Raw genomic sequence first — 24,269 nt, 5'->3', positions numbered from 1 at the left:
AGACAATATGATAGTCATTTATTTGTAAAATGATCATATCGTTGGCATAAACTGTATACTGGAATAAGTTGAAAGGAGATGTGAAATCCGTCGATGAAATCTCAGTCACCTGTAAATGATAATTTTTATAATGATAAGGATGTTGCGCATCGAATCGCTTCGATTCTCCAAATGGAAGAGACATTGCTCAAACAAAAAATCGTGTATCTCCAGGACGTCACAGACCCCGGTACCACTTCTGAATACGAACAAGGGCGTCAGCAGCTATCGGATAAGCTCGATACGTTGAGACGTTCCGTAAAAATGGATCTCGTCTCGCGCGATGACGTCCCACTTCGAACGAGAGCACGTTTTGAACAATCACTCAGAGCAACAAGTACGACAGAGGAGGAAGCTTGTCTTATTCAAGACTATCTCCGAATTGAGGCGACGATGCTGACAAAATCGGGAGAGTCGGTTTCCGATCTTCATGCTGCTTTATTTGACGCGGATGAATCCACTCGAAAACAAGCGCTCTTATCGATTGAGGAAGCATTCCGCATGAAAGAATCCGTCATTCAACCCTTGTTTTCACGACTCGTTGATTTACGACAAGCGCGTGCCACTGCAAGTGGTAAGATCGGATACGAAGAACTAGCTTTTGCAGAACTCGGACGCGTCGATTATACGAGTCAAGATGTCAATCATTACGCCACTATCATTCAATCCGACTTTCTACCGGTCAAACGGCGATTTCAGCGCGAACAACAAACGTTTCTCGGCAAAAAGACGCTCCATCCGTGGGACGTCCGACAATCGGCCTATACACAGATTGATCATCACGTGACCGGTTCTGACACTTCATTCTTAGACAAGGCACAAGCAATTCTCGAGAGTGTTCATCCCTATTTTGCGGACATATTAAAAGAAATGCGACATAGGAATCATCTCGATATCGATGCCCGGTCGAACAAAGCCGGCGGAGGGTTTTGTGAGTATTTACCGGTCGAACAACAATCGTTCTTATTTATGAATCGCATCCATACGTTTGATGATCTCGTCATCTTCATGCATGAGATCGGCCATGCCGTCCATCATGATGCGATGAAAGAAACGTACGACGGACTACAACCGATTCCGCTTGAAGTAGGGGAGTTCGCTGCCATGTCGCTCGAGTTGTTGACGATGAACGAATGGCATCAGGTGATTTCGGATAAAAAAGACGTTGCCCGGGCAAAACTGGAACAGATGCGTTCCATTGTCGAGTTCTTACCCGAGACGATCATCGTCGATCGTTTTCAATCATGGCTCTATGCTCACCCCGACCATGATCCAAAAGAACGACATGTCTATTATGCCGATTTCCGAGAATCATACGATACGGACGTCATCGATTGGTCGGAAACACCCGATTGGAAAGGTCACGAATGGATGAGTGTCATCCATCTCTTTGAGACACCGTTTTATTACATCGAGTACGCGATTGCTCAGATTGCCGCTCTTCAGTTGTATCATCGTTTCACGAAAGACCCTGACCAAACACTGAAAGACTTCATCGCAGCCTTGGCGCTTAGTCAAACCCATTCGGTTCAAGATGTCTACGCGAGAGCGGGTGTATCTTTCTTGCCGACTGAAGGAGAGGTGAGCGAATTAGTGAGCTTTTTGACATCAGAAGTGGAGACTTGGAAGATAATTTTACAGGACGGTACATCGATATAATGAAGGACGACAAGAAAATTCATATACCAGAAGAGTTAGAAAGCCTCTATTTTTTCGGAGTAGAGCCGATTCTTGAGTTTCCGGAGGAAGAAGCATTCTATCAGCGGTCTAAATACATGTTACACAACTCCTCAAAAGAGCGTATTCAGTTTATTCTGTATCCGGCATTTACTGAAATGGAACTCCATGTCCTCCGACCGACTGGGGAGACGCTGTCACGATTACGAATTGAAACAATTCAATCCTTAAAATATGTTGAAGAAAACGGAAAACGTCTGTTACTTGATCATAGTGATGATGAATATTACCGCATCAGTGAGATTCAACTGGATCCGTTATTTTGTATCATTCAGACGGAAAGAAGAAAATAGGAGGACGAACATGAATATCCGTAAAAACATCGTCTATACGACATTATTCAATACCACAGGCGATCAATTATTGATGGTTGAGAATCGTGGCGATCACGGTGACTATTATACACTTCCAGGCGGGACGGTCGAACGTGACGAAACGCTACATACGGCAATCACGCGTGAAGTTCTGGAGGAGACAGGATTTACGATCATTCCAGGTGACATCGTCCATGTGGCAGAAGCATTCTTCCCGCAAGCGGGGGAACATTGTCTCTTTTTCTTCTTCGCGGGAGAAATCAGTTCTGGTCAATTGAAGACGAATGTTCCGGAAGAGATTTCTGGACTCGTCTGGATGGATCGTGATGAAGCGTTCAAACACCTCAATCTTCCGGAAGCGTCAAAAGAATCGTTCTTTGCTGGTCGAACGGTACCGTATGATTTTGCCGGAGAGATCATCCATTCGTAAGGAAGTGTTGCTTGACGTACTAAGGTGACGAATTTTCGGGTACAACTTTACAGGAGTATTACTCGAAACTTGTAGAAAGTCAGGTGAACACACAGTATGTCGATTCTTACGTTTCACGAAGTCAGCTATCAACACATCTTACACGAAATAACAGGTGAGTTCCGCGAAGGTCTCATTACGACGCTCGTCGGACCAAGTGGTGCCGGGAAATCCACGACCTTGAAGCACATCAATGGACTGATTTCTCCCGATCGCGGCGAAATTTGTTTTCGAGGCGAACCACTTGAACAGATGGATCTGCTCGATGTCCGCAAACGGATCGGGATGGCGTTCCAAAGCGCGCCGATGATTCCAGGTACCGTCTACGATAATATCAATTTGCCGAAATCGATCTTCGGTGAATCGTTACCGCGCGAAGAAGCGGAACGTTTGTTACAACAAGTTGACCTATCCGTCGAACTTGAGCGACCGGTCAAAGATTTGTCCGGTGGCGAACGGAGCCGACTCGGAATCGCACGAACACTCGTCAATCGTCCGGACGTCCTGTTGCTCGACGAAATTACGGCAAGTCTTGATTACCGGATGGTACAGGAGATTGAGAAGTTAATTCTTGATTTGCAGCAGGAGTTACAGACGACGATCATTTGGATTACGCATGACTTAGAGCAAGCCAAGCGGGTCAGCGACGACATCTGGTTTTTAAAGGATGGACGATTGATCGAGTCTGGTGCTTTTAAAGAACTCGCTTCAGGTGGTCAAGCAGAGACACAAGCATTCTTGAAGGGGGAATCGATATGAGTTACCTCCAACTGGCAACTTCGCTCATCTTCATTCTGATCCCCCTTGTCTTAGCGCGGACGTTACGGCTGGGTCTAGAGAAGGACATCATCATCGCAACCGTTCGATCGATCGTCCAACTCTTGATCATTGGTTATATTCTGACGTTCGTCTTTGAAAGCGGAAGTCCAATTTTCATGTTATTGATGATTCTGTTGATGATCGGCGCAGCGACACTGAACGTCATCCGTAAAGGGGACGGAATTCCCGGGATTCAGTGGATCATTTTGTTCACACTGATTGCGGTTGAAACATTGACGATGGGCATTTTGCTCGGGTTACGAATCATTCCGTTCGAAGCCCAGCAAGTCATTCCAATCAGCGGGATGGTCATCGGAAACTGTATGATCTTGTCCTTATTGTTCCTCAATAAGTTCAAGGACGAGGTCGAACGAAGCGACGAGGTCATCGAACTGATTCTTTCACTCGGTGGAGATGCGAAGACAGCGATTGATACGAGCTTAAAAGGCGCGATCCGGACAAGTATGATTCCAACGATCGAAGCGCAAAAAACGATGGGGCTCGTCCAACTGCCAGGGATGATGAGTGGGTTGATCATCGGTGGCGCGGATCCGATGGAAGCCGTCCTCTATCAACTATTGATTCTATTCCTAATCTTGACGACGGCAGCGATGGCATCGGTCCTCGTTGGTTTTCTATCCTACCGTCGACTGTTCAATGAAAAAGCACAATTCATCGGTTTGACCTATAAGAAAAAAGATACGTAAGGAGCAGATTATGCAGACTTATCCGATTACAGAAGCCGACCTGCAACTGGTCGAACTAGCAACCGAAACGATTCAAAGCCGTTACACCGACGATAAACATCACGTCGCAGCTGCGTTGCGGACGAAAGATGGCGCGACGAAAACGGGTGTTCATGTCGAAGCGTATATCGGACGGGTGACGGTGTGCGCGGAAGCAATCATGATCGGTTCCGCTATCACGGATGGATTGACGGATTTTGAGACGATCGTCGCTGTCCGACATCCCTATTCGGATGAGACGGACCGAACGATTCGTGTCGTCAGTCCGTGCGGCATGTGCCGCGAATTGATTTCCGACTATGCACCGGACGCATTTGTCCTCTTAACGATCGACGATCAATTGACGAAAGTTCGAATTGCAGATTTGATTCCATTGAAATATGTCCGACAATAACCAGTAACTCCTCATCGTTTAGATGAGGAGTATTTTTGCATTTACTTCTAAAAAATCCTTATTATGGTTATGATATAGACGGAACAACTAAGGAGGGATATGCGTGTCAGCTTTATTAGAAGTCGAACGGTTATCAAAAACCTACATACGTGGAACGGAGACGATCCATGCGTTGAAGCAAGTCAGCTTTACGTTAGAGGAAGGAGGATTCATCGCCATCATGGGCACGAGTGGCTCCGGGAAAAGTACACTGTTGAATATCCTGGGAGCGCTTGACGCGCCAACCGGCGGAACGTTGACCTTAAAGAAAAAACGGCAACGCGACATCTTCACTGAACCTGCTGCGACGTTATACCGTCAGCAACACATCGGGTTCATCTTTCAATCGTTTCACCTGCTCGATGATTTGACGGTGCAGGAGAATATCGCCTTACCATTGATGTTGAAGGGGATGTATGATAAAACGATCAATCAAGAGGTAGAGACTTGGCTCAAACGAGTCGGACTGACGAAATGGAACAATCATCGACCGCAAGAGTTGTCGGGTGGACAACAACAACGTGTCGCGATCGCGCGTGCCTTGATCAGTCGACCACCGATCATCTTAGCGGATGAGCCGACGGGGAACCTCGATTTCAAGACATCTGCGGAAATCATGCAGTTGCTACAAGAACTTAATCGCGAACAACAGACGAGCATCCTGCTCGTGACCCATGATGCGACCGTAGCCGCTCATGCGAAGCGGGTGCTGTATTTCCATGACGGACAGATCGTCGCCGATCAGCTGTCGACCGGTGACGTGGCGCCGATCTTAGAGACATACGAGCAGTTCGTGGGGGCTGTATGAAACGACAACATCTCTTCCGTCTTTCCCACCGACTGTACCGTAAAAGTCCGATGATTTTAGTGACCTCAATCGGAAGCGTCATGATTTCGATTGGTCTCGTTTTAACGATGGTCATTTTTTTACTACATAATCAAGCCGCAATCGAAGCGGATCATGAACAAAGATACGGTCAAGTCGATCTGACGGTCAAATATACACCAGAAGACGAGCGGACGGATCAGTCCGTGTTGGAGCAACTTGAAAAGAATCACGGTGTCTTGCGCGCAGAGTCGATCTTACAGACGACGGCGCGCGTCGCTGGTCAAACGATGGCCGACGTGGAGACGATGGGAGTTCATTCGGATGCCCTGACGAAAAGTCGGTATCATTTCACGAACGATTTGAAACAGGGAGAAGTAATCGTGTCAGCTAGACTCGCGACGTCGCTTGATCGTAGTGTCGGGCAAGCGCTACGCGTCGGAGAAAAGACGTATCGGATCCGAGAGATTTTACCAAATGCAAAAACGTCTGAAGCTTCGCACGATCAAGTCTTGCTTTCGTATGCTGATCTTAAAAGGAACCATCCGATCGAAACGAAAGCCGTCTTGCTCAATCTAAAAAAAGAGGTGGATTTCGTCCACTATGCCGATACACTCGTCAAAGCGAATCCGAAGCTCCGGGTTGAACTTGCGGAGGGGCAAGCCCTCTCACCGGCGCTGAACGGCTACATCGGAATCTTGTCAGTACTGATCCTTGTCGTGTCCGGCTTCATCTTGATGGCGAATTTCGACTTGTATTTACGTAAACATGCTGTCCAATTTGCAATCATGCGGACGCTTGGGGCGACGACCCGGCAATTGTTTCAGCTCTTCTTCGTTCAATCTGGATTGATTGTCTTAGCGGGCACGATGCTTACGATTCTAGGCAGTATTTGCTTACCGTTGCTCGGTCAACTCGTATGGCCGACAGAGGGTAAAATGATCGTCTCCCTCATGATTGATCAGGGAGCGTTTTTGATGCTCATCACGATCGGTAGTGCTTTGTTGATTCTGCTGTTGCTTGCGAGTACGGCTTATCGAAAACGGGATGTGTTACCACTCCACGTCTTGCGAGAAAATCTGAAAACGGCGTCACGACCGACCCAGCGAAAACGTCTCGTCCTGTTCAGTAGTGGATTGACCGTCAGTTTGGTGTTGTTCGCTGAAGTGATTGCCAGTACGGAGGGGGCACGGACAATCGCCTGGCTCGGTGCAACCGTCGCCTTTTTACTGACGATGTATCTTGCGACGCCACTCCTCTTGAAGGGAGTGCTGCAGCGAGCGGAACCGATCGTTCGTCGGTTAGCGGGACCGACAAGTTTCGTCGCCTTCCGGGGCGTGTTACCGCAACTTCGGAAAAATGCCTGGTTGATGCTGATTGTTCAAGTCTTGATGATCATCGTCGTCATCGGCTCGACGTTCCTTGAGACGGTGCAACAAAACGAACGGAAGTACATCATCAGCCAATATCCGACGGAGGTCGTCTTAAAGAGTCGTTTGGATGAAGGATCGCAAGGAAACCCGTTGCAATTGATTCGACAAATTGAAACCGACCTACCTGGCGCAAGAGCGACCTTCCTGTCGTCTCGCAATTCCTTCGAATACCAGTCGCCTCAAGAAGATGTCTCGATCGAATACGAAGTGACGGATTATCGTCGTCTTGATGTCTTAGCGGGAGAACAGACGAGTGACGCAGAAGGAATCATCGTCTCACGTGCCTTTGCTAAAACACACAGTCTTCAAAAAGGCGATATGTTGCCGCTCGGGCGATGGGACGGGGAACAAGAACGAAGCGTTTCGGTCGGTCAATTCCGAATCGTTGGAATTGAAAAGAAGATAGCACCAGACGTCCTCGTGGATTGGCGGAACGAGCAACTGCGGCAACCAAACGATCACATCTTGAATGTCTTTATCGACGTTCCGTCCGAGTTAACGAAGGCGCAAGTGACCACAACATTATCAGAGATCACGCAAAGTTATCCGACATTGCAAGTGAGTCGACTATCTGACGCGCTTCGCGATGCGGAGCAACAAACGACGGAACGCTGGTTCGTCTTCTTGATTGCGCTCGTCGTCATGAGTGGATCCGTCTGGTTCGGACTTGCGAACGCCTTACTCAGTTTCGTGAGTGGAAAACGAGGTGAGTATGCTTTGCTACGAACGATTGCGTTGACACGGAACAAGCTCCGTCAGCTGACACTCATTCAAATGCTCTTATTCATTGGGAGCGGCATCACCTTTGGACTGATCAGTGGTATCGGGGCGACCTTCTTCGTGACACGGATTGATGATGCGGGATCATTTTACTTCAACGTACCGACGATTGCCGGAACCATTGTCGGTTTAATAGTGCTTGTCATAAGCATCGCTTGGTTCGTCACCCGACGAAAGCAGGAAAACCTCGTTCACGAATTGAAACAGTAAATAAGGGCACGTGAACCGGGGGGATCGAAATGCGAAAAACGATCGGGGCGATTCTATTACTCGTAATAATTAGCGGTGTCGGCTGGTGGATGATCGCAGATGAACGGGATGCGACCTATGAACAGATTGTTGAAGTACAAGTCGTTCGACACGTGACGAAGCAGTTCGGACGCGATGATATCGCATCGGTCAAACCGTACTTCGTAGCGTCGGAATCATCGAAATCACGACGTCATCAGATTGCCGTTCAGCTGAAGTCGGCACCGACGGGAGAATACCGGATGTATCGTGTACTTCAAAATAAAGTCGAGTACATCGGTCGATCTCGGACGGTTCGATCGAATTAATAGTAGATGTTACATCCGTTTGGGGGAATATAGGTGAAAACGAAAGCCGAACGCATCGCGTTCATTCAAGAAGAAAAGCGTCAACTCGTCAAACCACGTTTGTACAGCTCGTTGCTGTACGGCGTCAGTATCTTATTAGTCGTCGCCAATCGGGACGTGTACTGGCCATTGTTCTTTTTACTTGTAGCATTGGTCTGGATTGCGCGGATTCACTCGCAAGAAGTCGAACGTGATATGGCATTAACGGTAGAACCACAGATGAAAAAAATCATTCAATGGCAGTATGTGACCGATTTTTTGTTCGTGATCTTAATGGGATTATTTTTCCCACTGATCATCGTATTCGACTTGCCATTCTTCCTCAGTTTTGCCGTCTATGTCGTTCTTGCGATTGTTTTGCTCGTGTCCGATATGTTGCTTGAACGAAACGGAAAACGTCTCGATGCTGAGCATCCAACGAAGAAGGAACTCCGGACCTATCCGAAGTCGTGGAAAAAGATCTAATCCGTGGAGCCGGTCGATGAACCGGCTCCTTTTTGAGCATTCCGGTCGCTTCAACATGAGCCGCTACCGTATGATGAAGGGGCACATGAAAAAGGAGGTCCTCGTATGCTTGCAATCATCATTGGATTTATCATCGGTCTGCTCGTACCGGTTCAAACGAGTGTCAATACACGACTGCGGGGCGTCGTCGGTTCGCCGTTCCTCGCTTCGCTGATTTCCTTTTCGATCGGCTCACTCTTCTTACTGATTCTCGTGTTGCTCGTCGATGGGAATCTCACAGGTCTCACGGCTACTGCCGATGAACCGTTCTGGATTTGGGGTGGGGGACTGCTCGGCGTCATCTATTTGACCGGGAACATCTTGTTGTTTCCACGACTCGGAGGCGTCCAAACGGTCATCATGCCCATTTTCGGTCAGGTCATCATGGGACTGTTGATCGATCATTTCGGATTGTTTGAGTCAACGGTCACCTCACTCTCACTGACACGAGTCATCGGCGCAGTGCTTGTGTTACTCGGTGTCGTCGGGACGGTCGCGCTTGGTGACTATTTCGCACGACGGCGGAAGCAACAGGTGGCATCATCAGAAAACTCGGTGCTTGTCTGGCGTCTGCTCGGGATTCTGACCGGTATGATGAGTGCTGCCCAGACGGCGATCAATGGTCATCTCGGTAGTGTTCTCGAGTCAGCCGTCAAAGGCGCCTTGATTTCATTTGTCATCGGGATGATCACCTTGTTATTGCTGAATCTGATCCTCCGAACGAAGTGGCACATCGATCGGTCGCAATCCTTACCTGCCTGGATTTGGATCGGTGGGTTGATCGGTGCGTTGTTCGTTGCCGGTAATGCCTTCATCGTTCCGCTCGTTGGTACAGGACTCGCTGTCGTCATCGTCACGATCGGTCTTCTGACTGGCAGTCTATTGATTGACCGTTTCGGCTGGTTCGGTGCGAAAAAACAACCGGTCACTGGTGTGCAGATCGTCAGTCTACTTGTCATGCTAGGTGGCATCATCCTGATTCGTTTATGAACAAACAGACCGTCTCGCGCATAGGGGAATCTACGCGCAAGACGGTCTGTTTTTAGTCGTTCTTTAAATCGATTTTGATTGAAATCGTCTTCGCGAAGTTATCCCCTGAGACGAACAGGACGAATTCCGTCTCGTCTGCCGGAACTTGATAGACGAGATTGACGTGTGCTTTGCCCGGGGCGACGTATTTCAGTCCTTGTTTCCAAGTTTTTTCGTTCTTATTTTCATAATCAATCGGTTCGTAGACTCCGCTGACTCCAGTCAGACTGAAACGATTCGGATGGTAAAACCTTTCTTCACCGATTTCTTGATAAAATGGGTCTTGATAGAACGTCGGTACAGTGATGTATTGATAACCGGCTTTTTCTTTTAATTTCAAGGAGGCAGGCGGTTGCTTCAATAACGTACCAACCCAAAAACTTGTATCTTTGACGACGGGGTCTCCCGGGAACGACTTGATGACGCCTTTCGCCATCGTTTCTTCAATCACACCGGAAGCTTGTTTTTCTGTTTTCTTAAGCGTTCTCTTCGATCCGGTCACACCATCTGTAATCTTGCTACCTGTCGTGATGACCTTCGGTGCTTGAGCGATCGGTGTCTGTTCAGCTGGCGATTCATTTGTCGCAAACAGGAATAGCGATAAGACACCGACAAATAGCACGGCACCAATCGTTGAGAGGGCCAGCTTGAAGCGACGCTCCGTCTCTTTGGAATTGACGCTGACACTACTGATCGCTGCATTCGGAACGATTCGGACAGCCCGTTGAGCTGGCAAGACGGCTCCGATAATTCCAGTTACAAGCGGAATTAGAATCGTAGCAGATAAGAAACCGAGTTCCGATGTCGGGAATTGACGGTAGACTTGCCAAATCATCGCTAGCGCAAAGAGAAGTCCGACAATCCCAGCAAGTAGCCCTGTCAACAAACCTTCCAGTAAGACAAGTCGGCGGATGAGTGTGTCTTGCCAACCTGTCGCCTTTAAGACGGCGAGTTGACTGCGACGTTCATTGACGTTTTGCCAAAGAATTTCCGTCGTCGTCAAAATAGCAATCAATAAGGCGACACCCATCGCGACATAATGCATCGTGCCGACTTCTAAAGCGACGTATTCGCCGAGCCACGTTGCATACAAGACTCCTTTTAGACGGAATGTCACGAACAGGAAGAAGATGAACAGACCCGTGGGTAAGGCAATCGCGATGATGGAAAGAAGCGTTCGTTGCCAGTATGTGAAGAGTTGGTTCATGCTCATACCAACAATCGATTGGGAGCGGACGAAGCGTCGTGAACGAGAGACTTCCCCGGAACGCATACTCTCATACGGCTTGATTCTTCGGATCAATGTCATCGGTACGAGTGTACCACCCCAGTAGATGAGTAAACCGGCTAGTCCGATTAGAAGAATCCGACCCAGTGCGATTGGATGGTCCGTCGTCAACCAGAACGTACCGAGGATCGTCCAGGCGATTAGTGCGACGAGAGAACCGAGTAGCGTCGCTTCAAGGAATAGCAGTTTAGAGAGCTGACGTGGCCGCCAACCGAGTGATAATAGAATCGAGAACTCTTTTTTACGAGCGTACAGCAGGATGATGTTAGAACTAAAGACATAGACGAGTGCGACCGCGATGACGCTAGCGATGACACCAGACATACCGACTTTCGCTTCCTGGAAAATCGTCATTGAAGAACCGAGCTTGATCCACGGTTGCTGCACCCAGCCGAGCGCCGATTTTTTTTCTAGACCCGGTAAGTAAGTCAATGCAAGTTGCGGTGACGAACCGAGCGTGACGTCCGTGATCAAACCGGTCTTATCCTCGATTTCGCGAGCGACATCTTGGAGTTTTTGCTCACTCGCGGCATTCATCTGATCGACACCTTTGACGTTGACACGAATGACGGAAATCGCTTTTTCACCGCGAATCTTAAAGGCGGCATCGAGCGTCGTCAACATAGAAGGTGGTTTCGTCAAGAAATCATAGGCGTCGTTCGTCGGCTTGACGTCCTTGACCGGATTGACCGGTCGATCGTTTTTGTCCATGACCCATTGTGCTTTAGCTGGGAAGTAAGTTTCCATCGGTAATTCGGTTAACGGATCCTTTGATAAATTCAATTTCTTCGGATTGAAGACGCCGATATAGTTCAAGCGAATCCGTGGCCAATCGTCACTCGTTTTTCCGAACATCCGTGCCTCACGATACATCGTCCGTTTCGCAAGTAAGGAATCAGGATTGACTTTTTTCGGTTCGACCTGATAACTGAAAGGCCAACGCGAAGCGAAAGGGCTCGAAATCGTCTGGTAACTGATTGGTGACGGTTTGAGGATCAGCCACTCGGAGTTACCAGAGGGTAATGTCGGAAAGGAGTCTGTCATGATTTGCTGGATCAATTTTTTCTGAACGTCTTGTGTCGTGACGGAATAGGTTTTTCCAGGACTATCCGTCGTCTTTAACGTTTTTAAATATTTTTTACCGCCCCGTTTCGTCACATCTCGAATCGTCTCCTGAATCGAATCATTAATGAGGGGAAGATCTAACTTTTCATACGTATACGTTCGCGATGCGTCGACATACTCGCGCTCGTTCATCAATATGGGAAGCTCGACCGTTCCAAGTTCCGGATCGACGATGTTTGCTGTGTCCTGTTCGTCAAAATAACGGCTATGTTTGCCGTCGACTGTCGCCTCGTCTAGACCAATCAAGCGGGCTTCCGCTTTTGGGTCAATTCCGGCAATCATCGTATCGCTCCCGAACTCGAGCAAAGGTTCTTCACCGAGCGCAGCAGGTGAGACACCAGAGATAGTGGCATTTTCATCCGGCGTCCACCCAGCAGCAAGATAGTTGACGGAAGAATACTTTTCGACGTTTAGTCCGGTATTCTGTTTGTCAGTGATCGTCAACTTATAGACACCGTAATCATCAAAACGATGCGTGCCGACGTTTGCACCTGTCGCATGATTTCCAATCATCGCGATTGGAGCAGCGACGTCGACATCTGCAAGGGCTTGAATTGTTTTGTATTGTTTCATCGTGATCCCACCGTCTAGACCACTCATATAGTTCGGTTCGAGTAGTTTGAGGTCTTCCGTCACGCTCCGGCTGTTCGGTGGACGAACGACGATATCGTAGGAAGATTTCCAGCGTTTTTGTAACTCGTCAACGACGGTACCGTTGTTCGCTTGCGTCGTGCCGATCAAGTAACTCAATCCGGTACTGACGACGAGTACGCCGACAAGTAAGAGGATGAATCGTTCTTTGTTGCGCCACCAAGAATTCCAAATGAATCGTAGCACTCACACCACGTCCCTTCTAAAATACTATGTAAAAAGCGCCTACACATTCATGCAAGCGCGACAGTTCATAACTCGATCTTAATCGCATGTGTTTTCGGGAACGCGTCGGAATCTGCGAGTAAGACGAACGTTTTCGATTTGACTGGTACTTGATACACGAGATCGAGTTGAGCACGTTGTGGAGCGTAATACTGATGACTGTTACGCCATGCCTTCGGATTATGGTTGACATAGTCGACCACCTTGTATTCGTTGCCCTTACCGTCATTTAGAACAAACAAGTTCGGTTTATAAATGCTGTAACCTCCCACAGTCTCAGTCGTATCATGCAGGACAAGTGGTACGGTTACGTAGCGGAAACCCGTCTTTTCTTTTAACTGTAATTCTTTTGGGGGAGAAGCTAAAAGTGCTTCAGCACGGAATGACTTCTTTTTTAATTCCGGATCACCAGGATACGTTTTAACAATTCCTAGCTTCATCAATTCTTGAATCGATTGAACATGATCTTCGGTTGTTTCATTAACACCAGCTAATTTCGTTTGTGATGAGACGTTGACGGGTTTATCCTGATGTGAAGCCCAGTACCAACCAACACCACCAAGCAGAGCAAAAGAAGTCACAAGCACGGGAATCGTTTTACGAGAACGTGACATGAAAACACTCCTTTTCGTTGAATTGTCAGAATAGTTATACAAAATATACTATTTACAAGGAATGGAAACAAGTGATAATACAAAAAATGGGATAAAAGTCAGGGAATGATTCCCGTTCTGATGAAATGAGGTAAACTATAGAAAATAAGCAACCAGCATCATGCTGCGTTGGAGGGAGAAAACGAAATGAATCAAGCTGACATCGAACAGCGATTACGAGAGGATGCGGAAGTGCAACTCATGCTGGCCAATGTAGAACGACTTGATTTGCCGGATTGGTGGATCTGTGCCGGTGTCTTACGTTCGAAGGTTTGGGGAACCGACTTAAACGCACAGTCGGACATCGATATCGTTTATTTTGATCCATCGGATATTTCAGAAGCGACGGAAAAAAGACATGAGCGACAATTGTGTGAATGGCTTGATTTACCGTGGTCGGTCAAGAATCAAGCACGCATGCACGCAGTCAACGATTTGCCTCCATACACATCAGCACAAGATGCAATCGCGCAGTTCCCGGAGATCGTCACGGCAATCGGTGTGACGAGACGACCAGACTTTGAACTCTATCTTCCATACGGCGCAAGTGACTTTACGAATCGGATCATTCGACCGACACCGTCTTTTCAAGTTGGTACTGAACGTCATTCGATCTTTCAGCAACGGGTTAGTAAAAAAGGATGGAGAGACGATCCGAGTCTACATATACGTCCATGAAACAAGAAGGAGCTTATGCGATGAAACGAATCAGTTATCAAAAAACGATACCGATTTTACTAGTAGGACTCCTCTGTATCAGCGGATGCGCGCCGGAAAAGAATGTCGAGGTGAAGGAAAAGATTCACGTTGATGGTATGAGTCTGTTCGACAGTGGTTCCTATCCGACTGCGTCTCAGACCGCTGAGCATCAGTTTAAGTATGACTTGAGTGACAAGTCCACCTATACGTTAAAGCAAGACGATTTTCGAGTGGACGCTCGATTCGGTGACTATAATCTACTGTTAGCAAGCGTGATTGAAGGACGATACGATACGCTGATGATTTACGAAAAAAAGTCGAACTGGATGTTAAGCAGTTCAATGGATCTCATTCGGGATCAATCGACGAAAGGCGAGGCAATCGAAGGGAGCCTAGCGTGGGAAGGAAACAAGAAGAAAATGACGACGAAACTTGTAACGAATCGTCATTATACAGTGATTCAGACACGACTGAAAAGTGAGCAGATTCCGGCACGATTTGGAAAACGGGTACGTACCGTTAATGGATTGAAAGTACACGTTCTAAAGCAAGGAAAACAGCTCAATCTTGCCTACCAAAACGGAACAGACGTGATGTGGATCGTCAGTGATCGACCGGAAGAGACGATCATACGATTGATTCAGCGATCACTAGACAGTCCGATTGACTCGCTTCTCACCGAGTAAACGATTAGACAGGCTAAAAAGACAAAGAGGCTGACTCAAAAAAGAATGACACGTCTTTTCACGCCCTTTCCTCAGGCGAGACACAAGCCAGCTTTCCTGCCTTATTCAAGCAGGAAAGCGGGTCTTGTTTGTCTCTGACAGCGCAAAGATGCGCTTTTTCCTGTGGGAGTTGCGTGAAACGCGTCATTCTTTTTGTTATAAGATAAGGGTAGCAAATCATCATTCTGCTATCCTTATCTTTGTGGAAACTGACTTTTGAGTCAGCTCCGTATACTTACGAACGATAGACAGACTTGAGGTAATCCGCGATACGTTGCCACGCCTGAAGTGCCACGTCTAAGTCACCGTGATGCGTAAACGCATGAGCTTGACCGGCGAATTCCTGGTGCTCAACAGCGACACCTGCCGCCTGAAGGCGTTTCGCATACTGCCGCGCCTCCTGCGCCAGCGAGTCGTGCTCCGCCGTCAGGACGAGCGTCTGTGGTAACGCATCGAGTTGAGCCGCATAGAGTGGCGAAGCGAGGTGATGATACGCGTCTTCCGCACGAGCGATGTACATCGCATTGAACTGCCGTGCCTGTTCAGCGGAGATCGCCTCCTCGAAGAATGGTTTATCCGCGGGATCCGTCGCGAGATCAAGCGGAGGATAGTCCAGAATTTGAGCGATGAGCGGCACAGGATCTGTCTGCTCAGCGTTCCATAACGATACGGCAGTCGCAAGATTGCCACCAGCACTATGCCCTCCGATTGCGATGCGTGAAGCATCGAGGTGTAGCGTATCAGCATGTTGGAAAATCCACTGAACGACCTCATAGGCGACGTGAACCGGAACAGGAAATGGATGCTCCGGGGCTAACGGATACTCAATATTGAGAACATGACAGTTGACGGTCTCAGCGAGAAACAGATTCCATGGTTCATCCATCTCTGGCGTTCCGGTGATAAAACCACCACCATGGAAACTGATGAATCCGGGTAACGGTTCTACTGCATCAATCGGTGAGTGGCACAACACTCGGACATCTCCGACTGAAGTCGACACTTGTAGTGTAGTCGTTGTCGCTTGCGATGGATGAGGAGGTGTGACTTGAGGACGTTCCTCATCCGAGCGGATTTGTTTGGCAAGGTCAATCATCTCTTGGCGATTCATCGAATTCCTCCTTTAGGTCTATCTTCATCATACCGAACGGATTGGTGAATTTCTCTACTGGATTCGTTTTCTCTAGTTGCAGGAAAAAGCAGCCAGAGTTTGATACACTTTTGAAAGAAACTAGAAATCGAAAGGATGGAACAGATGCCAACACTTTACATTACGCGTCATGGCGAGACGGAATGGAACCTCGAAAAACGAATGCAAGGCTGGGAAGACTCTCCTTTGACAGCAAAGGGCAGACAAAATGCGCGGGATCTTGGTCACCGCTTACGTGAAATTCATCTGGATCACCTCTATATCAGTCCGATTGGTCGCGTCCGAGAAACAGTTCGAATGATGGATCTCGATCCAGCGATTCCGGTCACCATCGACGATCGATTGCGTGAAATGCACATGGGGGCCTGGGAAGGACGGACGGCAGCGGAAATTGAAGTCGCGCATCCGCTTGCTCATGTTGCATTTTGGCAAACGCCGCATACCTACATACCGGAGAGTGGAGAGTCCTTTGACGCGGTCCGCGAGCGCATTCTATCGTTTTTGGAACGACTAGCAGACCATGAAGAAGACGAAAACATTTTGATCGTCACCCACGGCATCTTCCTTAACATCTTGCTGACATATCTTCAACGAAAGCCGTTCGCGACATTATGGGATCCGCCGTTCATTCATGGAACGAGTTTGACGATCGTTGAATACAGGGATGGGGAAGCCGTGATTCGATTAGAAGCTGACATGTCGCATGTCATAGCGGACTAAAAAAACGGCGGACTTTTTCTCGGTCCGCCGTTCCCCTTATCGTGATTTCGCCAAATAAATCAAAATTGCGCCTTCTTGTTTTCTGACTTTTAGATGAGGAGAGGATAACGTGTCGATCGAGCGACCGATGATCGATTCTCCTGTCGTATAGCGTTTGAGGAGTAAGGGATAGAACGAAGCAATCGTCTGTTTCTGATCATTGAATTGACCGCTGTCAGTCTGGACGTTTTGAGGTAAGGTATAGACCGTTTTCGTCTCAGGAATACCATTCTTCGTATCAAGCGAATAGGTGAAGGCATGCGAATCGTTGAGCAGGTTCAAATCATACGTCAATTGGAACGGTGTGCGATCATATGTACCGGCAGGAATCGATTTGTCGATCAGCACCTCTGGTGGTTCTGTATCGTCAAATTGGACCGCTTTGAGCTGGAGTGGGCGATCGAGTGTACCAGTTAAGAAAAATGTCCGCTGTTGCTGCGACTCGTCCTTCGTGGTAGAAGGTGTGATCGAAAAGGAAGACTTCTTGATGTTGACGGCTTCTTTTGGAAGGACGGTTGCTTCCGTTGTGCAACCAGCAAGCAAGAAGGGCAGAGTGAATAAGAGCGCGTATTTCATGACGTGATCCTCTTTTCCATAGTCATAGTGAATCGAGATGAAATTGAAATATTCAAAAAATTAGAAATGTTACCTAGATTATACCAACAATGTTCTTGCTAAATAAAGGAGGAAATCATGAAAGGCAAATGGTTATTAGCAACCGTCCTGCTCGTCGGTTGTGCCTCGACAAGTGAAGAGGCCGAATCGACGGCAAAATCGTTATACGTCGCACCGAACGGCAGTGATAAAAATACTGGCACGTTGAAGCATCCGTTTAAAACGATTCGACAGGCGACACAAAAAGCGACTGCGGGTACGACGGTCTACTTGCGAAAAGGAACGTATTACGAGAAGCTGAACGTTAGACAGAACGGAACGAAAGAACGCCCGATCACCTTCCGAAACTATCAAGACGAGCAGGTCACGTTAAGCGGGAAAAACATCAAAGATCGGGACGCAACCTTACCGATCGTTCAGGTGAAAAATCGAAAATATGTGACAATCCAAGGACTGACGATCGAAGCCGTTCAGTCGAAACGGTCGGATGCGACACCGATCGGCATTTTGGTCACGGGATCAGGATTTAACATCACGTTGAAGAACAATACGGTTCGCCAGATCAAGACGCTCGCGAAAGATGGGAATGCACACGGCATCGCCGTCTACGGAACGGGAGCGATTCGTCACCTGACGATCACCGGTAACCGAGTCGAGCAGAATCGTCTCGGTTTCAGTGAAGCCCTCGTCTTAAACGGAAACGTCAAACATTTCCGTGTGACGAAGAACGTCGTACGGGATAACGACAACATCGGCATTGATTTGATCGGACACGAAGGGATCGCTCAGTCGAAGAAAGACGACTACGTCCGTGAGGGCGTCGTGTCGGAAAATCGTGTTTACCGGACGTCGAGCTACGGCAATCCTGCTTACGGGAAGGAATACAATGCAGCCGGTATCTATGTCGATGGTGGGAAAAACCTAACAATTGAGAAGAATCTCGTCGAAGCGAGTGATATAGGGATTGAAGTGACGAGTGAACATGCCGGACGATACGCAGAAGATGTCATCGTGCGCCAGAATGATGTACGGCAAAACGTCTACACCGGAATTGCGATCGGTGGGTATGACACGAAGCGAGGCGGTACAAAACGTGTCCGGATCGAGCAAAATCAGTTGATCGGGAATGATACGAAAGGGCTCGAGGGTGGTCAATTGCTCGTCCAGCATGATGTCCACGACAACAAAATCATCGGGAACACATTCGATGGTTCGTTAAGTGTCGCCCATTACTTCAAGACGAGTTCGGGAAATCAGTTTGAAAAAAATACGTTCCAGCATACAAAACGTTTCATGTGGCGCGACGCTTCCTATAAAACGGAACAAAGCTTTCTGAAAGCGGTCCGAAAGGTGGAAGGAAGATGAAGTTATCGGAGCGACTCCTCGCTTACTGGATCCGGATTCCGAGACGCTGGCGGCTTGCAGCGTTGACCGCCTGTATGTTAACGATTTGGACGGTGGAAGGCGTTCGGTTTTTAACAAGTCCGGCGTTAAGACTGCCGACCGTTACCGATGCAATCATCTGTCTCGTTCCAGCAATTCTATTGTTCATGTTATGGAAAACAAAGCGTTCAAAATAACACCTGAATTAATCGATAATAAAAAGGAATTCATTTAATCGTCCTCGAAATAGGGAGGGAACTTCAATTAGTAAGGAGGAAGAAAGATGACGAAACTAACGATTCAAGCCGTGATTGACCGTCCGATCGAGACCGTGTGGGAGATCTGGAACGCACCAGAAGACATCAAACGCTGGAACGCAGCGTCTGACGATTGGCATACGACGGCGTCAACGAATGATTTGACGGTCGGTGGTCAATTCACGAATCGAATGGAAGCAAAAGATGGTAGCATCGGGTTTGATTTCACGGGTACATACGAGACAATCGTTCCTTACGAACGCATTGCGTATGTCCTCGAAGATGGTCGCCAGGTGACAATCGACTTCTCTCGGAACGGGCAACAGACCGAAGTCGTCGAATCGTTTGATGCCGAAACAAGCAACCCGCCTGAAATGCAACAAGCGGGCTGGCAGGCAATCCTTGATCGGTTCAAAGCGTATGCTGAGTCGAAGTAAGTCGTTCGCTTCGTAACTTCCGGCCACGGCGATCCGTCAGGGCAGGAATACCGCCGCTCTCATAGCGCCGGACCCAGTTATACAATTGTTGATACGACACATCATGCCGTCCGGCGATGCGTTGGTAGTCCTTTGCGGCCGCCAAACAATCGAGGACGGCATTCATGCGTTGTTCAAGAGTGTTAGTGGACATGAACGTTTTCCTCCTCATTGAATCTCCCTGGATTCGCCCACGGCATTATACTATTGCACATACAATCGATGGAAGCCATTGAATCAAAGAAAAATTGACGCGTCTCCTGTTGATTCGTTTTGACGATCAGTCGTTTTTCTAGCGTTGGTAAATGCACGAGAAACGAAATCTGACATTCCATAGGCTGCGAGAGAATGGTGGTAGATCGTTTTTGTAAGTGGATCGCTGCTGAATTCGCAGTGACGTATAGGACGTGTCGATTCCATTCCTCTTCGTTGAAAAGTGAATCCATCATCGTGATAAAAGCTTGACCGGAAATGAAGTTCATCGGACGACCTCCTTTCTTATAATGTGTATATCCTTTACATGTTTTTAGAAAACATATATTTCAAATATTACAAAAAAACCACCTCCAAAATAGAGGTGGTTAACGTTATCCTGCCAGTTCAAGCATCTGAACGAACGCGACGTCCGGATCGGTCGTCTCGAATCGGTTCAACCAATCCTTGAAGTCGCCTTCGTACAAAATACGACCGTGATGAAGGAAGATGACATGGGCATCGGTATGCAATAGATCGTGTAATTGATGCGTCGAGAAGAGGCACGTTTGACCGTTTGCTGTCATCTGCTCGAAGCGTCGCATGATATGAAGCCGTGTTGCCGGGTCGACCCCGCTCGTTGGCTCGTCAAAGATGTAGAGCGAACGTGGTACTGTCGTCAACAGGGTGACGAACAACCATTTCTTTTCGCCAGCGGACATCTTACCGATTTTCATTTCCCACAGATGAGCGAATAAATCAAGCTCTCGCGGCTGTTTCAGATGACGCGTATACGTCTCTTGCTTGCGATATGCTTTCAAACGAGCGAGCCGACCGACGAAGACGGCGACATCCTTACCCTTTAATTCATCCGAGTAATAGATGAATTGCGTCAAATAGAGAATGTCCGAGATATCGGGTAAGTCCAGTTCTCCGGACGTGATCGGTAAGGCACCGGTCATGCAATCAAACAGTGTCGTTTTCCCGGCACCGTTCATCCCGATCAAGACGTTCAATTTTCCGGGAACAAGCGAAAAGGAGACATCGTGTAACAGATCAGGTGATTTCGGATAGTTGAAGCGTACGTGTTGAACGTGCATCTGAATCCTCCTATCGGGTCAGCAATGACATGAGATTAAAGCGTTTGACAGAGAATAGACCAAGTAACAGATAAACGACGAGTACGACGGTCAAGATAAGTAACGATGCTCCCGTAACGTGCTCAGAGACGGCGAGACCAAGTGTTTTCATGACATAAAAAGGATTCAAGTAACTGTACCAGCGATCCGGTTGGTTACTTGCGAACAAGAACAGGGGATACATGACGATGTTGATTAATGTCGACATACTCGAAATCTTTGCCGGAAGCATCGTCAAGGCGATACTTGCAAAAGCAAGCGGGATGCTGAGCAACAAGACGAGATAAGCGAGTAACAACGTCAAAGGTGAGAAGAAGCCGAATACAAGCATCAGGATCGTCGTAAAGACCGTCAAACTAACGGCTGCGAACACGAGCTGAACGAGTACGAGTGCGAGAATACAACCAATCTTACTACCGGAAATCATGATATACGTCTTCATCAAACCATGCTCCCGCATCCGGGCAAGTTGGAGTCCGATGCCATTCACGTAAATCGAAAGTAAGATATAGCCCCAAAAGAGCGCGAGGAATGAGAGGAAACTGTTCTCGGTGAAGTCGAGGCGTGACCCGAAGACAAAGGCGAGAATCAACGGGAAAATCAACGACCAAAAGACCGGAATCTTATCGGTTAGCATGATTTTTAAGTAGAGTGTGAAATAGCTAGGAATCGAATACATATGTGCCTCCAATCAGTGTGTCGAATCAAGCTTATATTAAGTATACGTTTGGAAATGGGAAATAGTTCCTTTGAAAAGAGCTTAAGAATCACCTGAAATCAAACGATGTAACGCATCGACAACAATATGGGGGGCATTCTGTTGAATGAAGTGCCGGCTGTTTGGAACTTCGATCAACAAGCCTTGAATCGACTGTGCAGCAGTTTGTCGTTGCAATTCGTGCCACAATAGTTGCGCCTCACGCGAATAATGATCCTTTTTACCAGCAGACAGAACAACGACTGGAAATGGGTAGAGGACATCGACGTTCGTCGCTTCAATACTCTCTTTAAAATCTTCGTATGTACATTCGAGCGTGAATTGTTTTTTGTATATGGATTGGAACGTGCTTGGCATCACTGGTAAGAAGCGTTGAATATAGGATTCTGGTGTTGCATCGATGAGCAATAGACCTTTTATTTCACTTGGATATTGCGATGCAAATTGTCGAACTAACGTGCCGCCATAGGAATGACCCACAAGAATAAAGGGTGGTTTGAGAGATAAGGTATGGATCAAACGGCGAAGGCGATTCACGCTCTGGCGACTAGTCTCGGAATCATACTGCATACTACCACCGATGTTCGTACGGTCATACATCAAGATCGTTCCAAGTCCTTCAACTTGATCCATGATTGGTTGCCAGGTTGAAAGATCTTGTCCATATCCATTTTCAAAGATAAACGTCGGTTGATCGGAAGTTCCGAGAATCAGACGAGAGTGTAACGTCGTTTCAGGTAACGTCATTAAATCGAAAGACATATGATTCCTCCTATTCTAGTGGGAATAAAAGTAAGGATACCAGAAAGAAACAAATATTGTAAACTGAAGCAAAGGACTGGAGGTATGATGATGGACTATTTATTAACGTCCGGTGGAATACAAAATCCATCGATTCACAAAGCGTTACGCGAGATGCTCAGAAAACCGATTGAGGAATGCCATGCCATTGCGATCACGACAGCTTCCTACGCATTAGGCAGAGGAACGGACCTCGCTGTCAACTTCATTCAAGGAAAAGATGAGGCACCGATGGTCGATTTAGGATGGAAGTCAGTCGGTCTGTTGGAATTATCAGCGGTCTCGGTAATTGATTCAGCAATTTGGCAACCAGCGGTCGAACAAGCGGATGTCATTCTCGTTAATGGTGGTGATCCACTCTTTCTATATCACTGGTTCGTCGAATCGGGCTTCGATCGACTATTACCGCAACTGACCGGTGTTTATGTCGGGATGAGCGCCGGTAGCATGGTCCTTACGCCACGAATCGGAACAGATTTCGTTGGATGGAAAAAGACGCCGGAGCAATCGGACGCAACATTAGGTCTCGTTGACTTTTCAATTTTCCCACACCTCGATCATCCGCAATTACCAGATAATCACTTACAAGCTGCCAAATCTTGGGCTGAGACATTGACGAATCCGGCGTACGCGATCGACGACGCGACAGCGATCCGTGTTATCGGTTCGAACGTAGACGTGATTTCTGAAGGAAAGTGGGTCCAGTTGCGATGAGGACGCTCTATTTCATTCGCCATTGCGAATCGATCAAAACAGGCAGTGATCGAGGGCGGGGATTAACGGATGCAGGTCAAGAACAAGCGCAGGAACTCGTAGCGTTCTTTGAAGCGCTGCCGATTGACGCCATCTACTCGAGTCCGATGCAACGGGCGATGGACTCCGTTCGCCCACTTGCTGAGCAACGAGGTTTGCCGATCTACGAGGCAGCGTTTCAGGAACGGTGTTTTCAGGAAACAGACGAACGTTTATCACCTGAACGGCTAGAAGAACTGTTGAAGCGATCATTCCAAAATGATGATTACGCGCAAAAAGGTGGAGAGTCGAATCAAATAGCACGCAATCGTGCTCTAGTAGCCATCGATCAGCTACGTAAAACCCACCCGCACCACCGATTGGTCGTCGCGACGCATGGTCTCGTGTTGGCGTTAGTGCTCGAACACTACACTGGGCGACCGGCAAATGAGTGGCTGGGCGCGATGGGGAGTCCAGCAATCCATCAGCTGACGTTCGATGCAGACGGGAAAACGTCTCATGAACAACTCTTGTAAAATGATTAAATCTGCCCGCTGAAGATGAAACCGAGAAAGAGCAATAGTAACACACCAAGTGGAACGGCACAGGCGAGACTAACGTATTTGAGAATTCCCGGTTCGCGTCGTTTGATGGCAACGATCCCGAGTCCGATTCCAAACAGATAAATGACAAGTCCAATCGGTATCGTAAGCATCGAGTTTGGTCCGAACGACCAGTTGAGCGGCGGGAAAATCATAGAGGCGATGAGCAGACCGAGCAAACTAAAGAAGAGAGAAGTTTTAGCATATGTCATGTGAGAACTCCTTTTAATTAAGTATGTGAACAAGAATTCGGATTTAAAATGAGAATTCCTGCTTCATCCAGTAAATTTCCTGTTTGGCATTTGAATGAACGGGAACTATATCTAAAAGATACTATCTTTTAGATATAGGAGG

At 47.7% G+C, this 24,269-nt stretch carries 29 protein-coding genes; 19 read left to right on the top strand and 10 right to left on the bottom strand.

Annotation, left to right across the window (positions count from 1 at the left end; genetic code table 11):
• The first annotated feature begins 93 nt into the window (after positions 1-93).
• The 11 genes from KNQ11_RS05510 (at position 94) to KNQ11_RS05460 (ending at position 9,686) form a co-directional block, all read left to right on the top strand.
• Entirely contained in the window at positions 94-1,698 is a 1,605-nt protein-coding gene (locus tag KNQ11_RS05510) for a M3 family metallopeptidase (protein ID WP_214770319.1), read from the top strand.
• Between the two features lie 116 nt (positions 1,699-1,814).
• Positions 1,815-2,069 (top strand): hypothetical protein, encoded by a 255-nt coding sequence (locus KNQ11_RS05505; RefSeq protein ID WP_167507578.1) that lies wholly within the window; start codon positions 1,815-1,817, stop codon positions 2,067-2,069.
• Positions 2,070-2,079: 10 nt separating this feature from the next.
• A complete protein-coding gene (locus tag KNQ11_RS05500; RefSeq protein ID WP_167507577.1) occupies positions 2,080-2,520 on the top strand; it encodes an NUDIX domain-containing protein in 441 nt (146 codons plus the stop codon).
• A 96-nt stretch (positions 2,521-2,616) separates the two neighbouring features.
• Positions 2,617-3,318: an ABC transporter ATP-binding protein gene (locus tag KNQ11_RS05495; protein WP_214723369.1), complete on the top strand. Its 702-nt coding sequence runs from the start codon at positions 2,617-2,619 to the stop codon at positions 3,316-3,318.
• A complete protein-coding gene (locus tag KNQ11_RS05490) occupies positions 3,315-4,085 on the top strand; it encodes an ABC transporter permease (RefSeq protein WP_214770316.1) in 771 nt (256 codons plus the stop codon). Before KNQ11_RS05495 ends, KNQ11_RS05490 begins: the two co-directional genes overlap by 4 nt.
• Positions 4,086-4,095: 10 nt before the next feature.
• On the top strand, positions 4,096-4,518 hold the full coding sequence (locus KNQ11_RS05485; RefSeq protein WP_214770313.1) for a cytidine deaminase: 423 nt from the start codon (positions 4,096-4,098) through the stop codon (positions 4,516-4,518).
• 97 nt (positions 4,519-4,615) lie between these two features.
• Positions 4,616-5,365 carry an ABC transporter ATP-binding protein gene (locus KNQ11_RS05480; protein ID WP_214771902.1) on the top strand — a complete coding sequence of 250 codons (750 nt, stop codon included), beginning with the start codon at positions 4,616-4,618 and terminating at the stop codon, positions 5,363-5,365.
• Positions 5,362-7,806 carry an ABC transporter permease gene (locus KNQ11_RS05475; RefSeq protein ID WP_214770311.1) on the top strand — a complete coding sequence of 815 codons (2,445 nt, stop codon included), beginning with the start codon at positions 5,362-5,364 and terminating at the stop codon, positions 7,804-7,806. The genes KNQ11_RS05480 and KNQ11_RS05475 overlap by 4 nt, the downstream gene beginning before the upstream one ends.
• Positions 7,807-7,835: 29 nt before the next feature.
• Entirely contained in the window at positions 7,836-8,153 is a 318-nt protein-coding gene (locus KNQ11_RS05470) for a hypothetical protein (RefSeq protein WP_149427464.1), read from the top strand.
• A gap of 33 nt (positions 8,154-8,186) precedes the next feature.
• The gene (locus tag KNQ11_RS05465) at positions 8,187-8,657 is read left to right on the top strand and encodes a hypothetical protein (RefSeq protein ID WP_149427462.1); all 471 of its coding nucleotides are present in this window, start codon (positions 8,187-8,189) and stop codon (positions 8,655-8,657) included.
• Positions 8,658-8,762: 105 nt separating this feature from the next.
• Positions 8,763-9,686, top strand: a complete 924-nt coding sequence (locus tag KNQ11_RS05460; RefSeq protein ID WP_214770307.1) for a DMT family transporter — start codon at positions 8,763-8,765, stop codon at positions 9,684-9,686.
• Positions 9,687-9,738: 52 nt separating this feature from the next.
• On the opposite strand, the gene KNQ11_RS05455 is transcribed toward KNQ11_RS05460, so the two are convergent.
• A complete protein-coding gene (locus tag KNQ11_RS05455) occupies positions 9,739-12,975 on the bottom strand; it encodes an FtsX-like permease family protein (protein WP_214770304.1) in 3,237 nt (1,078 codons plus the stop codon).
• Between the two features lie 65 nt (positions 12,976-13,040).
• Positions 13,041-13,628, bottom strand: a complete 588-nt coding sequence (locus KNQ11_RS05450) for a hypothetical protein (RefSeq protein WP_064299787.1) — start codon at positions 13,626-13,628, stop codon at positions 13,041-13,043.
• A 186-nt stretch (positions 13,629-13,814) separates the two neighbouring features.
• On the opposite strand from KNQ11_RS05450, the gene KNQ11_RS05445 reads away from it, so the two are divergent.
• Positions 13,815-14,345: a nucleotidyltransferase family protein gene (locus tag KNQ11_RS05445; RefSeq protein WP_251139634.1), complete on the top strand. Its 531-nt coding sequence runs from the start codon at positions 13,815-13,817 to the stop codon at positions 14,343-14,345.
• The gene (locus tag KNQ11_RS05440; protein WP_064299789.1) at positions 14,342-15,052 is read left to right on the top strand and encodes a hypothetical protein; all 711 of its coding nucleotides are present in this window, start codon (positions 14,342-14,344) and stop codon (positions 15,050-15,052) included. The genes KNQ11_RS05445 and KNQ11_RS05440 overlap by 4 nt, the downstream gene beginning before the upstream one ends.
• Before the next feature lie 274 nt (positions 15,053-15,326).
• Here the strand turns inward: KNQ11_RS05440 and KNQ11_RS05435 are convergent, their stop codons facing one another.
• Positions 15,327-16,202, bottom strand: coding sequence for an alpha/beta hydrolase (locus KNQ11_RS05435; protein ID WP_214770298.1), 876 nt, complete (start codon positions 16,200-16,202; stop codon positions 15,327-15,329).
• Between the two features lie 144 nt (positions 16,203-16,346).
• Here KNQ11_RS05435 and KNQ11_RS05430 point away from each other — a divergent pair, with 144 nt between their 5' ends.
• Positions 16,347-16,961 carry a histidine phosphatase family protein gene (locus KNQ11_RS05430; protein WP_214723355.1) on the top strand — a complete coding sequence of 205 codons (615 nt, stop codon included), beginning with the start codon at positions 16,347-16,349 and terminating at the stop codon, positions 16,959-16,961.
• Positions 16,962-16,997: 36 nt separating this feature from the next.
• Here the strand turns inward: KNQ11_RS05430 and KNQ11_RS05425 are convergent, their stop codons facing one another.
• Positions 16,998-17,576, bottom strand: coding sequence for a hypothetical protein (locus KNQ11_RS05425; protein ID WP_214770295.1), 579 nt, complete (start codon positions 17,574-17,576; stop codon positions 16,998-17,000).
• 117 nt (positions 17,577-17,693) lie between these two features.
• Between KNQ11_RS05425 and KNQ11_RS05420 the strand changes: the two genes are divergently transcribed.
• The 3 genes from KNQ11_RS05420 (at position 17,694) to KNQ11_RS05410 (ending at position 19,692) form a co-directional block, all read left to right on the top strand.
• Positions 17,694-18,980 carry a right-handed parallel beta-helix repeat-containing protein gene (locus tag KNQ11_RS05420; RefSeq protein WP_214770292.1) on the top strand — a complete coding sequence of 429 codons (1,287 nt, stop codon included), beginning with the start codon at positions 17,694-17,696 and terminating at the stop codon, positions 18,978-18,980.
• Positions 18,977-19,195, top strand: coding sequence for a hypothetical protein (locus KNQ11_RS05415; RefSeq protein ID WP_149427448.1), 219 nt, complete (start codon positions 18,977-18,979; stop codon positions 19,193-19,195). Before KNQ11_RS05420 ends, KNQ11_RS05415 begins: the two co-directional genes overlap by 4 nt.
• Before the next feature lie 86 nt (positions 19,196-19,281).
• Positions 19,282-19,692, top strand: coding sequence for an SRPBCC family protein (locus tag KNQ11_RS05410; protein ID WP_149427447.1), 411 nt, complete (start codon positions 19,282-19,284; stop codon positions 19,690-19,692).
• On the opposite strand, the gene KNQ11_RS05405 is transcribed toward KNQ11_RS05410, so the two are convergent.
• The 5 genes from KNQ11_RS05405 to KNQ11_RS05385 all read right to left on the bottom strand — a co-directional run bounded on the left by KNQ11_RS05405 (position 19,667) and on the right by KNQ11_RS05385 (position 22,542).
• A complete protein-coding gene (locus KNQ11_RS05405; protein ID WP_167507574.1) occupies positions 19,667-19,885 on the bottom strand; it encodes a helix-turn-helix domain-containing protein in 219 nt (72 codons plus the stop codon). The genes KNQ11_RS05410 and KNQ11_RS05405 overlap by 26 nt on opposite strands.
• Positions 19,875-20,213: a hypothetical protein gene (locus tag KNQ11_RS05400; protein ID WP_214770290.1), complete on the bottom strand. Its 339-nt coding sequence runs from the start codon at positions 20,211-20,213 to the stop codon at positions 19,875-19,877. The genes KNQ11_RS05405 and KNQ11_RS05400 overlap by 11 nt, the downstream gene beginning before the upstream one ends.
• Positions 20,214-20,318: 105 nt before the next feature.
• Positions 20,319-21,023 (bottom strand): AAA family ATPase, encoded by a 705-nt coding sequence (locus KNQ11_RS05395; RefSeq protein WP_149427443.1) that lies wholly within the window; start codon positions 21,021-21,023, stop codon positions 20,319-20,321.
• Between the two features lie 10 nt (positions 21,024-21,033).
• Positions 21,034-21,741, bottom strand: a complete 708-nt coding sequence (locus tag KNQ11_RS05390) for a hypothetical protein (protein ID WP_214770288.1) — start codon at positions 21,739-21,741, stop codon at positions 21,034-21,036.
• An 81-nt stretch (positions 21,742-21,822) separates the two neighbouring features.
• Positions 21,823-22,542, bottom strand: coding sequence for an alpha/beta fold hydrolase (locus tag KNQ11_RS05385; protein ID WP_214770285.1), 720 nt, complete (start codon positions 22,540-22,542; stop codon positions 21,823-21,825).
• Positions 22,543-22,632: 90 nt separating this feature from the next.
• Between KNQ11_RS05385 and KNQ11_RS05380 the strand changes: the two genes are divergently transcribed.
• Together KNQ11_RS05380 and KNQ11_RS05375 are read left to right on the top strand one after the other, a co-directional pair.
• Complete coding sequence (locus tag KNQ11_RS05380) at positions 22,633-23,295, top strand: Type 1 glutamine amidotransferase-like domain-containing protein (protein WP_214770282.1); 663 nt, start codon at positions 22,633-22,635, stop codon at positions 23,293-23,295.
• The gene (locus KNQ11_RS05375; protein ID WP_214770279.1) at positions 23,292-23,849 is read left to right on the top strand and encodes a histidine phosphatase family protein; all 558 of its coding nucleotides are present in this window, start codon (positions 23,292-23,294) and stop codon (positions 23,847-23,849) included. The genes KNQ11_RS05380 and KNQ11_RS05375 overlap by 4 nt, the downstream gene beginning before the upstream one ends.
• Before the next feature lie 5 nt (positions 23,850-23,854).
• On the opposite strand, the gene KNQ11_RS05370 is transcribed toward KNQ11_RS05375, so the two are convergent.
• Positions 23,855-24,127, bottom strand: coding sequence for a hypothetical protein (locus KNQ11_RS05370; protein WP_214770276.1), 273 nt, complete (start codon positions 24,125-24,127; stop codon positions 23,855-23,857).
• Positions 24,128-24,269: the final 142 nt, after the last annotated feature.

It is taken from the genome of Exiguobacterium sp. s39, assembly GCF_018618925.1.
GTDB lineage: Bacteria > Bacillota > Bacilli > Exiguobacteriales > Exiguobacteriaceae > Exiguobacterium_A > Exiguobacterium_A abrahamii.
Note: the sequence above shows the minus strand (reverse complement) of the source record. Positions and strands in the feature narration are given on the sequence as shown.